General features: G+C 63.2%; 13 protein-coding genes. 5 read left to right on the forward strand and 8 right to left on the reverse strand.

What is annotated here, in order from left to right; translation table 11 throughout:
* Positions 1-54 precede the first annotated feature (54 nt).
* Both APH36_RS09380 and APH36_RS09385 read right to left on the reverse strand, forming a co-directional pair.
* On the reverse strand, positions 55-432 hold the full coding sequence (locus APH36_RS09380) for a RidA family protein (RefSeq protein WP_060498398.1): 378 nt from the start codon (positions 430-432) through the stop codon (positions 55-57).
* 12 nt (positions 433-444) lie between these two features.
* Complete coding sequence (locus APH36_RS09385; RefSeq protein WP_060498399.1) at positions 445-1581, reverse strand: FAD-binding oxidoreductase; 1137 nt, start codon at positions 1579-1581, stop codon at positions 445-447.
* 115 nt (positions 1582-1696) lie between these two features.
* On the opposite strand from APH36_RS09385, the gene APH36_RS09390 reads away from it, so the two are divergent.
* Both APH36_RS09390 and APH36_RS09395 read left to right on the forward strand, forming a co-directional pair.
* Positions 1697-2290, forward strand: coding sequence for a helix-turn-helix domain-containing protein (locus APH36_RS09390; RefSeq protein ID WP_016714792.1), 594 nt, complete (start codon positions 1697-1699; stop codon positions 2288-2290).
* A gap of 105 nt (positions 2291-2395) precedes the next feature.
* The gene (locus APH36_RS09395; protein ID WP_012271535.1) at positions 2396-3181 is read left to right on the forward strand and encodes a sulfite exporter TauE/SafE family protein; all 786 of its coding nucleotides are present in this window, start codon (positions 2396-2398) and stop codon (positions 3179-3181) included.
* Between the two features lie 3 nt (positions 3182-3184).
* Here APH36_RS09395 and APH36_RS09400 read toward each other — a convergent pair whose 3' ends face one another.
* The 5 genes from APH36_RS09400 to APH36_RS09420 form a co-directional block, all read right to left on the reverse strand.
* Positions 3185-3724 carry a histidine phosphatase family protein gene (locus APH36_RS09400; RefSeq protein ID WP_060498400.1) on the reverse strand — a complete coding sequence of 180 codons (540 nt, stop codon included), beginning with the start codon at positions 3722-3724 and terminating at the stop codon, positions 3185-3187.
* A 99-nt stretch (positions 3725-3823) separates the two neighbouring features.
* Positions 3824-4156 carry a DUF3325 domain-containing protein gene (locus APH36_RS09405; RefSeq protein WP_060498401.1) on the reverse strand — a complete coding sequence of 111 codons (333 nt, stop codon included), beginning with the start codon at positions 4154-4156 and terminating at the stop codon, positions 3824-3826.
* Entirely contained in the window at positions 4153-5676 is a 1524-nt protein-coding gene (locus APH36_RS09410; protein WP_060498402.1) for a PepSY domain-containing protein, read from the reverse strand. Before APH36_RS09410 ends, APH36_RS09405 begins: the two co-directional genes overlap by 4 nt.
* Positions 5673-5960, reverse strand: coding sequence for a hypothetical protein (locus APH36_RS09415; protein ID WP_060498403.1), 288 nt, complete (start codon positions 5958-5960; stop codon positions 5673-5675). Before APH36_RS09415 ends, APH36_RS09410 begins: the two co-directional genes overlap by 4 nt.
* A 142-nt stretch (positions 5961-6102) precedes the next feature.
* A complete protein-coding gene (locus APH36_RS09420) occupies positions 6103-8343 on the reverse strand; it encodes a TonB-dependent siderophore receptor (protein WP_060498404.1) in 2241 nt (746 codons plus the stop codon).
* Positions 8344-8724: 381 nt separating this feature from the next.
* Between APH36_RS09420 and APH36_RS09425 the strand changes: the two genes are divergently transcribed.
* The 3 genes from APH36_RS09425 (at position 8725) to APH36_RS09435 (ending at position 10752) form a co-directional block, all read left to right on the forward strand.
* Complete coding sequence (locus tag APH36_RS09425) at positions 8725-9045, forward strand: transcriptional regulator (protein ID WP_164524355.1); 321 nt, start codon at positions 8725-8727, stop codon at positions 9043-9045.
* A complete protein-coding gene (locus APH36_RS09430) occupies positions 9032-9346 on the forward strand; it encodes a DNA-binding transcriptional regulator (protein ID WP_060498405.1) in 315 nt (104 codons plus the stop codon). The genes APH36_RS09425 and APH36_RS09430 overlap by 14 nt, the downstream gene beginning before the upstream one ends.
* Before the next feature lie 203 nt (positions 9347-9549).
* On the forward strand, positions 9550-10752 hold the full coding sequence (locus tag APH36_RS09435) for an MFS transporter (protein ID WP_060498406.1): 1203 nt from the start codon (positions 9550-9552) through the stop codon (positions 10750-10752).
* A gap of 58 nt (positions 10753-10810) precedes the next feature.
* On the opposite strand, the gene APH36_RS09440 is transcribed toward APH36_RS09435, so the two are convergent.
* Positions 10811-12619, reverse strand: a complete 1809-nt coding sequence (locus APH36_RS09440; RefSeq protein WP_060498407.1) for an ABC transporter ATP-binding protein/permease — start codon at positions 12617-12619, stop codon at positions 10811-10813.
* Positions 12620-12798: the final 179 nt, after the last annotated feature.

The raw sequence follows: 12798 nt of genomic DNA on the forward strand, positions 1-12798 counted from the left end.
TTGTTGTTGTCCTGCTGCCACCGCATCGCTTTTGCGGGAGCGGCCTCCGCTCAGTTACAGATCGCCGACAAACGCCTGCACTTCAATCTCCACATCCACCCCCAGCGCCAACGCCGAGGCCACTGTCGAGCGCACCGGCAACGCGGCACCGAAGAACTCCTTGTACACCTCGTTGAAACCGGCGAAGTGGCTCATGTCCGACAGCCATACCGTGGCCTTTATCACTTGGTCGAAACGCGCGCCGCAAGCCGCCAGGCTTTCGGCAATGCGCTCGCAGGCGGCGCGGGTCTGGGCCTGGATGTCGCCACGCACCACTTCACCGCTGGCGCTCATCGGCACCTGGCCAGAGAGAAACAGAAAACCACCGGCCTTCACTGCACGGGAAAACGGGAACGGCAGGCTGCTGGGGAAACGCTGGATGTCATTGCTCATGGGATGCTCCTTTCAAGGTTGCTGTAAACGGGCTGGGGACAGGCGCTCGGGCGCCACGCCCTGGCTGACAAGGCTGGAGCACAGGGGCTGGCCAAGCAGCAGGTCGGCGGCCAGGCGCGAAGCCCCCGCTGCCGACTGGATGCCATAACCACCTTGCGCCGCCAGCCAGAAGAACGCGGGGGCGTGTGCATCGAAACCCACCACCAGGTCGCCGTCCGCAACGAACGATCGCAGCCCGGCCCAGGTGTGACTGGGGCGGCGGATCGTCAAGGTGGTCATGTTTTCGATGTTGTAGATGCCCAACGCCACATCGAGCTCTTCCGGCGCAGCATCCTGCGGCTCTACCGGGTCGGCGTTGGCAGGCGAACCGAGCAACTGCCCGGCGTCGGGTTTGAAGTAGAAGCTTTCGTCGACACCAATCACCGCCGGCCAGCGGGCGAAGTCCTGGTCGGCAGGGCCAGGAAAGGTGAAAGCACTGCGCCGGCACGGTTGCAGGCCGATGCGCCCCACACCGCATTGCTCGGCCACCCGGTCCGCCCAGGCACCCGCGGCATTGACCAGCTGACGTGCCTGCAGACGGCTGCCATCAGCCAATTCCACCTGCCACAGGTTGTCCAGATACCCGGCCTGGACCAGCTCGGCGTTGCAGCGCAGCTCACCACCGGCAGCGCGATAACCGCGCAAGAAGCCCTGGTGCAAGGCATGCACATCAAGGTCCATCGCGCCCGGCTCCAGCACTGCGCCCGCCAGGGTTTCGCTGCGCAGGCTGGGGACCAGTGCCAGCGCGGCATCACGGTCAAGCAGGCTGACCTCGGTGCCATTGGCCAAGTTCTGCGCGTGGGCCTGCTCAAGCAGCTCGCGCTGCTCCACGCTGGCCACATACAGGCAGCCGCGCGGCTCCAGCAGCGGGTGCTCGCAGAAGCCCTCTGGCGGGGCTTCATAAAAGGCCCGGCTGGCGCGGGTCAGCGCCTGGATCTGCGCAGTGCCGTAGGCCTCCATGAACATGGCCGCCGAACGCCCGGTGGAATGGTAGCCAGGCTGTGCTTCGCGCTCGATCAGCAGCACCCGCTGCTGGTCAGCCAGGCGATAGCCCAGCGAGGCACCGGCAATGCCGGCGCCGATGATCAGGGTGTCGTAGATCGGGGTCATGCACGCTCCTGCCAAGCAAATTATCATTTATGAGAATTCTAATATATGAGAATTTAGAAATGCGCAAGTGTCCAAGGTAAGATGCCCGACCAACGCCGTATGCCGAGAACGCTGAATGCCCGCTGCCCTACCCCTGCTTGACCGCGCCGTAGTCGGCCAGCGCCTGCGCCAGGTGCGCAAGGCGCGCCAGATGACCCTCAAGCAATTGTCCGAAGCCAGTGGCGTACCGCTGTCCACCTTGTCGAAGATGGAGCTGGCACAGGTGTCGGTCAGCTATGAAAAGCTCGCCGCCGCTGCGCGGGCGCTGAATGTCGACATTGCCCAGTTGTTCCGCTCCGGTGCCACGGTCAACGCCCCGGTGCCCGTGACCGTGGTGGTCGATTCATTGCCGGCGGCAGCGGGCTACTCGACCGGCACCTATGACTACCACCCGATCGCCGGCGACTTCCCCGAGCGGCGTATGACGCCGGCTTATGCCCGCATCATCGCCCGTGAACGCGGCCAGTTCGACGACTTTATCCGCCACCCCGGGCAAGAGTTCGCCCTGGTGCTGAGCGGGCGCGTGCGCATCGAGTTCGAAACCGGCGAAGCGGTGAGCATCGGGCCACAGGAAACGGCGTATTTCGACAGCCAGGTGGGGCATATCTATCTGTCCGAGAGCGAGGACGGCGGCGATGCGCATGTGATGGTGGTGATGACGGATCGTTAAGCCGCCTCGGTTATAACCTAATAACGAACAAGTCTATTTGGCTATAAAAAAATCTATATGCTGGCTGCATCCGATAACGGGCAACGTTGGGCAGTCGAGTAGCGTATGGATGTAGGTTCTTTTGGTTTCACCATTGCTGGCCTGGTCGTGGGTTTCATCGTCGGCATGACCGGCGTCGGTGGCGGCTCGCTGATGACCCCGATCCTGTTGTGGTTTGGCATCAACCCGGCTACGGCCGTCGGTACCGACCTGCTCTATGCCGCCATCACCAAGGCCAGTGGCGTCTGGGTGCATGCGCGTCAGAAGAACATCGACTGGAAAATCACCGGCCTGCTCAGCCTGGGCAGCGTACCCGCCGCTGCGCTGACCCTGTGGTTCCTCAGCACCCTGCACACCGACACCTCGGCGCTCAATGCCATCATCAAGCAAGGCCTGGCGGTGGTGCTGATCCTGACCGCGCTGGCCATCCTGTTCAAATCGCGCCTGCAGGCCTTTGCCAGCCGTCATGCCGGTGACCACTACCACCTCAGCGATCGCAGCCTGAACATCCTCACCGTACTCACCGGCGTTGTGCTGGGGGTAATGGTCACACTCACCTCCATCGGTGCTGGCGCCCTGGGCACTGTGGCGTTGTTCCTGCTGTACCCGTTCCTGGTCACCCGCCGCCTGGTCGGTACCGAAATCGCCCACGCCGTGCCCCTTACCCTGGTAGCAGGGCTGGGCCACGCGGGCATGGGCAACATGGACTGGTCGCTGCTGGGTTACCTGCTGCTGGGCTCGCTGCCGGGCATCTACCTGGGCAGCCACCTCACCGGGCGGATCTCCGACCGCGTACTGCGCCCGTGCCTGGCGGCGATGCTGCTGCTGATCGGCTACAAGCTGGCGTTCTGAGCCTCATTCCAGGCGCAGGCGCCACTGCCCGGTAAAACTCAGATCCAGGCGTGACAGGGGAAGCACGTCGATACGCTGGCTGGCCTTCATCGGGCACCCCAACACCTCTACCAACACAGCGCGCATGACCATGGGGTGGGTCACCGCCAGCCAATCGCCCGGCCTGTCGAAGGCTGCCAGCCAGGCGGCCAGGCGCTGGCACAGGGCGGCGAACGACTCCCCCCCGTGCGGCGCACTGGCCGGGTCCTGTAACCATTGCGCCAATGCTCCAGGCTGCTCAGCCTGCAATTGCTTCAACGCCAGCCCCTGCCAGTGACCCAGGTCGCAATCGGCCAAGCCCGGTTCGACCTGCACCTGCCCCGCCAGCCATGTAGCCGTCTCGCAGGCTCGCCGCTCTGGCGCAGCCAGCAGCTGCATGCCGGGCAGCATGGCGTCGGGCTGTTGCGTTAACGGCAAGATGCCGTCATCTGTCCGGTGCAGGCGCCCGACCTTCTGGGCCTGGGTCAGGGCGTGGCAGATCAGGGTCAGGCGGACGGTTTTCACCGGGGCTCTCTCGCAGCAGGCTGGGGCCCATGGTTTAACACGCTGCGAAGCTTTTGGCTGCAACTATGTCGTACCAGCCTTTACCGCGATGAGGCCCGGTCAAGCTATCAGTGACACCAGGCCCCACACCGGCACCGCGGCCACCAACCCGACCGCCATCCGCGGCCAGTACGGCAGCAGCATCACCAGCAGCAACCCCGCCAGCGACAGCGCGCCGAACCAGGCCACCGGCCCCATGGCCCAGCCCCAGGCCTGGGCACACATCATCAGGCTGGCCAGCAACGCCAACCAACCTGCACTGCGCAGGCCGACACGCAGCGCGGGTGGGCACGCCCGGCTCCACACTTGCTTGTAATGCCGCTCCAGCCCTTGGCACAGCCCAAGCATGCCGGCGTAGGCAAACACCACGCCACCTATGATCCACATCATCATGCCTTGGCCTCCTTCTGTTGCCGGCCCACCCTGGTCTTCTGTTGCGCTGGCTGTGCTTGCCACACCCGCCAGGCCACCAGACCAAGCAACACTCCCAGCACCAGCGCACAGCCCGCTACGCCCATACGCATCGTGTCTTCGAGGCCGCCAAATGCACCCAGACCGATGCACAGCAATGCCGCCAGCAGCAGTTGTTCGACCCAGGCGCACCGCGCCGGCCTGACGCCGGCATGCAACAGCGCCAGCAGCCATACGCCGAAGAACGCGCGCACTTCCCAGCTTTCCCGCTGCATCAAATCCACCGGTAGCAAACGGCTGGCCCACAGCAGCCCCACGCATGCCAGCAGCAGGCCGCTGATAAAGCCCACGTTGCACACTTCGGCCACCCGGTGCCAACGCCGTGCCGATGTTTCGGCGGTGGCGCTGGCGTATTTACGCCCACGCTTCACGCAGAACAACACCAGCCCGCTGGCGATCATCAGGCAACTGACCAACCCGCACATGAAGTACAGCCAGCGCATCGGGTAACCGCCGAACTGGGCGAAGTGCAGGCCGACCATGACCCGTTGGGTCAGCGGTGCCGCACGCCATTCAGGCACATCGCTGAGTAACGCCCCGCTGACGCCGTCGAAAACCATGGCCTGCCCCTTGGCGAGGGCGATGCGGTTGCCCAATTCGGGGCGGATTTCGATACGCGCCGCTGCAGTGTTGGGGTTGCGAATGTTCAAGCCGCCAATAGGCCCCAGACGCGCCTCGGCCTGGGCCAGCAACGGCGCCACATCGACCAGGGTGGCCGGCTGCCTGGCCAGGCCACGGGGTTGCTCCAGGCGGGCATTACCCTGTGCCTGGAAGTAGGCGCGGGTGTCACCGGCAAAGCGTGCATCCACCCCGGCAGGGATATAAATGAGCATGAAGATCACCAGGCCGGTATAGGTGATCATCAGGTGGAACGGCAGCAGCAGCACCGCACTGGCGTTGTGAAAATCCAGCCACGAGCGCTGGCCCTTGTTTGGCCGGAAGGTGAAGAACTCCTTGAAGATCTTCTTGTGGATGACGATGCCGGTCACCAATGCGGCCAGCATCACCAGTGCCAGCGCGCCGACCACGAAGATGCCCCAGTTGCGTGGCAGGTCGAGGGTGAAGTGGAAGCGAAAGAAAAAGTTGCCGCCGACGCTGTCACGCACCTCGATGGCTTCGCCGGTGCGCGGGTCGAGCTGTACGCCGCCACCGTAGCGCCGCTCGCCGGTGGACACGCGCAGGCCTGGCGAGCGCTCGCTCGGCAGACTGATGCCCCAGTTGCCGGCCTTCGGCTCATGGGCCTGCAGGTAGGCGATGGCACGCTGCGCGGCGGCGGCCTGGGACACCTGAGTAGCCGGGATCTCCGGCTGCATCCAGTGGTTGAGCTCCTTGTCGAACACTGCCAGCGTCCCGGTAACGAAAATGGCGAACAGCAGCCAGCCAAAGACCAAGCCGGCCCAGGTGTGCAGCCACGCCATCGACTGGGTGAAGGTGTTTTTCATGCCAGGCGCTCCAGTATTTGCGGCCAGAAACCGACCAGGGCCAGGGGCACGGCCAATACCAGCGGCGCCCAGGCACGCAAGGCATCATGGCTGGCGAAGGCCCAGAGGATGGTGGCGGTGTAGAAAATGAACGCGGGCAGGGTCGCGACGATGACCGCGTCGGTGGCAGACAGCGGCAGGATCCGGGCCAGGCAGGCAGTGGCGGCGTAGCTGAGGGCATAGCCGCCGAGCAGTGCGGCGGTGCTGCGGGAGAGTATTTGTAGCCAGGCGGGGGCTTTCATCATCGGGGCTCCGTGGCATGGACAGGTAGGGCATCTGGGGCTGCTTTGCAGCCCGATCGCGACACAAGGCCGCTCCTACAGGGAATGCGAATCGCCTGTAGGAGCGGCCTTGTGTCGCGATCGGACCGCAAAACGGCCCCCGCTGTCAGAAGTTGATATTCAGCGCAGCAAACACCGCCCTGCCCGGCTGGTTATAGGTGTTGGCCCCCGAGCTGCTGGCGTTGCCGCCACGCAGGATCTGCTTGTCGAACACGTTGTTCACGCCTACCCGCACGTCGTAGTTGGCGTTGAACTTGTACCCGGCACTCACGTCCACCAGGCCATACGCCTCGACGTCCTGCTGCGCGGTCTTGTCGTAGTCTTGCTGGGTGCGGTAGTTGTAGGTCGGTGACTTCTGCTTGCCAAAGTAGGTGCCCGCTACCTGGAACGACAGCTGCTCGGTGGCCCGCCAGTCGAGGGTGGTGTTGACGGTGTACACCGGGATCACCGACAGCGGCTCGCCGGTTTCGCGGTTGTCGTTGTCGAGCATCCAGGTCAGGTTGGTGTTCCAGTCCAGGGTCGGCGTCAGTTCGATGAAGAAGTTGCCTTCGATACCTTCCACCCGCGCTTCGCCCGCGTTCTCCCACTGGGTCACGCGGCGACCGCTGTTAATGGCGTAGAGCACATCGGTCCCGCCGATGATCTTGTTCTTGTAGTCGTTGCGGAAATAGGTCGCGCTGGTACGCCAGGTGCCACGGTCGTACAGCAGGCCGATTTCCTTGTTGACGCTGATCTCTGGCTTGAGGTCGGCATTACCTTGCAGGTAGCAGCCGCCGGAGTTGGTCTGCTGCACACTGCAGCCCTGGCCACGGCTGTAGAGCAGGTAATTGGGGTTGGACTGGTACAGGTTCGGTACCTTGTAGGCACGAGCAATGCCGCCCTTGACCGACAGTGCCTCGGTCAGTTTGTGCGACAGGTTCAGGCTTGGGCTGAAGTTGTCGCCAAACATCTCGTGATGGTCGAAGCGCAGGCCGGGCGTCACGGTCGTATCACCCAGGACGATATTGTCCTCGACGAACAACGCATAGCTTCTGGCCGTCATCTTCGTATCGCTGCGATCGAAGCCGCTGATCGCATCATTGCCCGAACCGCTCGGGTCGAAGCTTTGCGGGCGGAACGAGCCCTGGTCATTGAGAGACTCGTACAGGTATTCACCGCCCAAGGTCAGCACATGTTCAGTGCTGCCCATGCTGAACGGCAGGTTGACCTCACTGCTCAAACGGGTGTTGCGCAGCCGCGACATCGCCGCGCCGCTGTCGTTGATCGCCCCTTCCGGGCCACCGGCCAGGCCCTCGTTGAGGCGCCAGTTACGCACGTACTCGTAAGCCAGGGTGGTCTTGCTGGTACCCCAGGTAAAGTCGCCCAAGTGGGTCAGGTCGTACGTGCTGCGCTGCATGATGTTGGTTTCGTGGCCATACAGGCTGGAAATCAACGCGACATCGCTGCCGCCGTTGCTGTTCATCGTGTCGCCCGCGTAGATGTTGCCCTGACGGCTGTAGCCTGCACTGGCTTCAAGGCGGTGCTCGTCGTTGAGCTTCCAGCTCAGCAAGCCATTGATGTCTTTGTTGCGCACACCTTCGCGTCCGGCAACCAGTGCGCTGTTGGCGTGGTTGGCGTTGATGTCGAGGTCGTCGGCGTCGGTCTTGGCCAAGCCGCCATACAGACGGAACCCGAGGTTGTCGGTAAGGCCGCCACCCAGGTTGAAGTTGGCGCGGCGGCTGGCGCCTTCGGCGCTGTCTTCCGGCAGTTGGGTATACAGGCTGACACTGCCCTTGAGTTCGTCGGTGGGGCGCTTGGTGATGATGTTGACCACCCCGCCCATGGCGCCGGAACCGTAGCGTGCGGCAGCCGGGCCGCGCAGGATCTCGATGCGCTCGACCGCTTCGGCCGGCACCCAGTTGGTTTCACCTCGGGTATCGCGGTCGCCGTTCCAGCCATAACGCACGGCGTTGCGGGCGCTGGACGGTTTGCCGTCGATGAGGATCAAGGTGTTCTCCGGGCCCATGCCGCGCAGGTCGATCTGACGGTTGTTGCCCCGTGCGCCGCTGGCGCTGTTGCCGGTCAGGTTGACGCCGGGCTCGCGGCGGATGATGTCGGACAGGTCATTGGTCGGCGGGTGGCGCTTGATGTCTTCGGCGGTGATGATCGACGAGCCCAAGGCCTGGTGCGCCTCGCGCTCGGCGGTGATCAGGGTGTCCTGGATCACCAGCGCGTTGTCGGCGACCGGCACTTCCAGCACCTCACCCGTACGCTGCTCCTCGGCTTCAGCCGCGGTGGCCATCATGGCCGGCGACGCCAGCGCGACGAACGCCAGGGCCAGGCTATTGGGTGAAGTTCTGCACTGCATGGGTACATCTCCTGCGATTCATGAGCGAAAAGGCACATCCCTGTTGGAAACCGGGAGCCCTCGCCCACCGGCCCCACAAACACAGTTTGGTGGCCAACAGGGGAGGTAAATATAGAGAGACGCAAATGCGAGTAAATCTTATTTACGAAGTTTACATGTTTGTAACGGAACTTTGCTGAAACCCGAGGTAGAGCAGTTGCTGTTCGCAACGCACGAAGTCTTGCGCAGCCTTGTAGGCGTTGGCTTGCTTGCGGAAGGCCGCGCAGCGGCCCCGGCGACTTCAGCGCCAACGCTCATCAGAAACCCGTCGATACATCCCTGCGCTTCTTGAGCTCAGCCGAACAGAGCAAAATAACTACGTCAAAGACGTAGGGATGCAGTATGCTGACAATCATTGAAGCGCCACTTTTCTCAAGGCAATGGCCTGAATACTGGACTGAAGAAGAGCACGGAGCCTTCATGTCCTACCTTGCGAATGATCCCGATGCCGGCTCTGTGATTCCCGGCTCAGGCGGATGCCGCAAGGTGCGCTGGAGCCTGGACGGCAAGGGCAAGCGAGGAGCAGCACGTGTGATCTACACGGCCCAACTCGCCAATGGCGCCTTGGTCGCATTGCTTATTTACTGCAAGAGCGCTACTGAAAACATACCCGCGCATGTGTTGCGCAAGATTGCCAAGGAGCTCAACCATGCCCCTGACTGAAAAAGAGCTGATGCTGCGCGATGCCAGCCGTAACATCGGTGAGGAGTTGCTGGAATCCATACGCAACGTGAAAGCTGGCCGCTATGGAGCAGTACATCAGATAGAGGTGACCAAGGCCGCCGAGGCACGGAGCAAAACGGGGCTCTCCCAGCTCAAGTTTGCCGAGTTGCTGGGCGTTTCAGTACGCACGCTTCAGGAGTGGGAGCAAGGTAGGCGCGCGCCATCAGGTGCCGCTCGGTCCCTACTCCACATTGCAGCTTCTCGCCCGGACGTTTTTCGTGAAGTGCTTCAGGGCCTGTAACGGCTCCCCTGAACGAGCGTGCCTGCGGCGGGCCGCGCAGTAGCCTCGGCAACCGGCGCGTGTCACGGCGCTCAGGCTACACGCCACCACCCAGCGACCTGGGTGGTGAGCACACTGGCCATTGCCGCTACCCACTCATCCGATTTGCATCCTGCAAGGAGGCTCTTACAGTTTCGAACGTAGCAACTCTGTCGGGAGCCCAGATGCGCAGCAATGAAGACAGCCGCTCTGCACATACCTCCAGAAGCCTGCCGAAGATCCCTCGTAGCGTCTGGGCGCTGGGCTTCGTGTCGATGTTCATGGATATCTCCTCGGAGATGATCCATGCGCTACTGCCGCTGTACATGGTTACCGTGCTCGGCACGTCGGTAGTCGCTGTGGGCGTTATCGAAGGCATTGCCGAAGCGACCGGATCGATCACCAAGGTGTTTTCCGGCGCCCTCAGCGACCGGCTGGGCAAGCGCAAGCTGCTGACGGTGCTCGGTTATGGCCTGGCTGCGCTGACCAAGCCGGTGTTCCCCATTGCCTCCGGGCTGGAGTGGCTGACCGCAGCACGTTTCGTGGACCGGGTCGGTAAAGGCATTCGCGGGGCGCCGCGCGATGCGCTGGTGGCCGATGTCACCCCCGCCGAGCTGCGAGGCGCGGCGTTCGGCCTGCGCCAGGCGCTCGATACCGTGGGCGCCTTCCTCGGGCCGTTGTTGGCAATCGTGCTGATGTGGCTGACCGCGAGCCATTTCCAAACCGTGTTCTGGGTAGCGGTGATCCCGGCATTTGTAGCGGTGTACATTCTCATCGCCTTCGTTCGCGAACCTGAAACGCCGCCTGCCGCACGGCCGGTGCGCACACCGTTGGCACTGCACGAGTTGGTGCAACTCGGGTCGGCGTATTGGCGACTGATCGGCCTGGCAACGGTGTTCACCCTTGCTCGTTTCAGCGAAGCGTTCCTGCTGCTGCGTGCCCAGGACATGGGCCTGGCACCGCTGTGGGCGCCGGCGGTGCTGGTCTTGATGGCGCTGGCCTACTCACTGTCGGCCTACCCTGCCGGGGTGCTGTCGGACCGGGTGGGGCGCCGAGGCGTGCTGATGGCCGGGTTGGGTTTGCTGATCGCTGCCGACCTGCTGCTGGCCCTGCTACCGGGCTGGGGCGGGCTGGCCCTGGGGGTGGCGGCCTGGGGCCTGCACCTGGGCTTCAGCCAAGGTGTCTTCGCGGCCATGATCGCCGACAGTGCCCCGGCCCACCTGCGTGGTACCGCCTTCGGCCTGTTCAACCTGCTGACCGGCGTGGCACTGCTGGCCGCCAGCGTGGTAGCCGGGTTGCTGTGGGATGGCGCAGGATTTCAGGCAACGTTTCTGGTGGGCGCGGGGTTCGCTGGCGCCACCTTGGCGGGGTTGATACTGCTGCGCTAAGCCTGGAAAGCGCCCGGCTGATCGCCGTGCTGGACGGTGATCAGCACCCGGACGCAAACTAGGCCAGCGCAGCCTCCTGCTCCAGCAACGACCAACCGCCATGCCCATCCACATCCAGCCGATGGGTATGGAACGCTGCCAGCGTGCTGCGGTGGCCGACACTGACCAGCAGTGCACCCGGCATTTCCGAGCGCAACAACGCATACAAGGCATGTTCGAGGCCCTCGTCCATCGCCGAGGTGGACTCGTCGAGGAACACCACCTGCGGCCGGTTGAACAGTACCCGGGCGAATGCCAGACGCTGCTGCTCACCCACTGAAAGAATGTGTGACCAGTCGCAACTGACGTCCAGGCGCTCGGCCAGGTGAGCCAGGTTCACCTGGCGCAACGCCTGCTGCATCCGCACCTCATCCTCAGGCTTGCTGGCTGCCGGGTAGGCAATGACAGTACGCAAGTCACCCAGAGGCAGGTACGGGCGCTGCGACAGGAACAGTGCCTGATGGCCCATTGGCCGCCTGACCTCACCTTCGGCATACGGCCAAAGGCCCGCCAGGGCGCGCAGCAGCGTGGTTTTACCACTGCCCGATGGCCCTTTGATCAAAAGCGCCTGACCCGCGTGCAGGCTCAGGTCCAGGTCGGCAATAAGGGCGTGCCCGTCTGGACGCAGCACCTGCAGGCGGGTGATCTGCAGCGCATGCGCCTGGTCTTCGGTCAGGACGCGTGGCAATGCGCTCGCCTGCTCATTGGCATCGAGAAACCCGGTCAGACGGTCGAGGGTCGCCCGGTACTGGGCAAACGCATCATATGACTCACGGAAGAACGATAACGAATCCTGCACCTGGCCAAATGCCTGGGACGTTTGCATGACGTCGCCCAGCTTGATCGCTCCGCTGAAGAAACGCGGCGCCTGCAGAATGAACGGGAACACCACGGCAACCTGGCTGACGCCCAGGTTGAAGCCACTGAACTTGAGGTTTCGGAACACCAGCGCCCAGGCATTCACAATCAGGGCAGCGAAGCGGCCCAGCAAGGTGCCCCGCTCCACCTGAGCACCTTGGTAGAAGGCGATGTTCTCGGCGTTCTCACGCAAGCGCATCAGCGCATAGCGGAAGTTCGCAGTGAGTTTTTCGTTGAGGAAATTCAGGCGGATCAATGGGCGCCCGAGGCGGAAGGCGACCCAGGTGGCGACGATGACATACAGGTACACGGCAAACACCATCGCCCGGGGGATCTCCACCCCGGCCACCGTCAGCGGTGCCGACAGCCCCCAGAGAATGCCGGTGAATGCCACCAGCGAAACCAGCGCACTGACCGCGCCCAACGCCAGGCTCACCGAGTTGGTGACGAAGGCGTTGATATCCAGCTCGATACGTTGGTCGGGGTTGTCCACCGGCTCGGCGAGGAACTGGCCGCGGTAGTAGGCATCGCCTTTCATCCAGTCGTGGGTCAGGCGCTCGGTGAGCCAGACCCGCCAATGAATGCTAAATGCCTGGGTTACATAGAACGTGAACAGCGAGCGCAACACATGAATGGTAGCCAGTACGGCAAAGACGCCAAGCAAGTACCAGAACGCGGTTTGATCAAGGCCCTGCAAAGCGCTGTAGAAGCCGTTGTACCAGAACGAGAACAGCACGTTCAGCCGTACAGAGAACAGTGTCAACACCAGCAGCAACGCAAACACCAACAGCGGCCGCCAACTGCGCCTGAAACTGAAATAGGGCCCGGCAAGCTGCCAGAACTGGCTGCCCCAACGCGTGCAGCGCACAGCCAGTGTGGCAGCTGCTGCGAAGCAGACTAAGGTGATGAACGAGGCGATTGCCAGCCAGCTCAGGCTCTCTTGCAAAGCCTGGTGCCAGTTCATTTCCATGGTGGGTATCCGTGCTGAGTATTTCCGCGAGCGTAGCATTGCTCCGCGATTCGTCAGGCATAGATGACGCACATTTCATGATTGCTTGGGTTATTTGAAGCAGGTGGCGCGGTGGATGGCACCGGCGTTGCCGGTGTTCGCGGCTAAAGCCGCTCCTACAGGGATCTGGGCAAGGCCGA

Source organism: Pseudomonas sp. NBRC 111133 (assembly GCF_001320605.1).
GTDB classification, from domain to species: domain Bacteria; phylum Pseudomonadota; class Gammaproteobacteria; order Pseudomonadales; family Pseudomonadaceae; genus Aquipseudomonas; species Aquipseudomonas monteilii.

Excerpts from the sequence above, each read along its gene's own strand:
- APH36_RS09380 (WP_060498398.1), bottom strand. The coding sequence starts at position 432 with ATGAGCAATGACATCCAGCGTTTCCCCAGCAGCCTGCCGTTCCCGTTT.
- APH36_RS09385 (WP_060498399.1), bottom strand. The coding sequence starts at position 1,581 with ATGACCCCGATCTACGACACCCTGATCATCGGCGCCGGCATTGCCGGT.
- APH36_RS09390 (WP_016714792.1), top strand. The coding sequence starts at position 1,697 with ATGCCCGCTGCCCTACCCCTGCTTGACCGCGCCGTAGTCGGCCAGCGC.
- APH36_RS09395 (WP_012271535.1), top strand. The coding sequence starts at position 2,396 with ATGGATGTAGGTTCTTTTGGTTTCACCATTGCTGGCCTGGTCGTGGGT.
- APH36_RS09405 (WP_060498401.1), bottom strand. The coding sequence starts at position 4,156 with ATGATGATGTGGATCATAGGTGGCGTGGTGTTTGCCTACGCCGGCATG.
- APH36_RS09410 (WP_060498402.1), bottom strand. The coding sequence starts at position 5,676 with ATGAAAAACACCTTCACCCAGTCGATGGCGTGGCTGCACACCTGGGCC.
- APH36_RS09415 (WP_060498403.1), bottom strand. The coding sequence starts at position 5,960 with ATGATGAAAGCCCCCGCCTGGCTACAAATACTCTCCCGCAGCACCGCC.
- APH36_RS09420 (WP_060498404.1), bottom strand. The coding sequence starts at position 8,343 with ATGCAGTGCAGAACTTCACCCAATAGCCTGGCCCTGGCGTTCGTCGCG.
- APH36_RS09425 (WP_164524355.1), top strand. The coding sequence starts at position 8,725 with ATGCTGACAATCATTGAAGCGCCACTTTTCTCAAGGCAATGGCCTGAA.
- APH36_RS09430 (WP_060498405.1), top strand. The coding sequence starts at position 9,032 with ATGCCCCTGACTGAAAAAGAGCTGATGCTGCGCGATGCCAGCCGTAAC.
- APH36_RS09435 (WP_060498406.1), top strand. The coding sequence starts at position 9,550 with ATGCGCAGCAATGAAGACAGCCGCTCTGCACATACCTCCAGAAGCCTG.
- APH36_RS09440 (WP_060498407.1), bottom strand. The coding sequence starts at position 12,619 with ATGGAAATGAACTGGCACCAGGCTTTGCAAGAGAGCCTGAGCTGGCTG.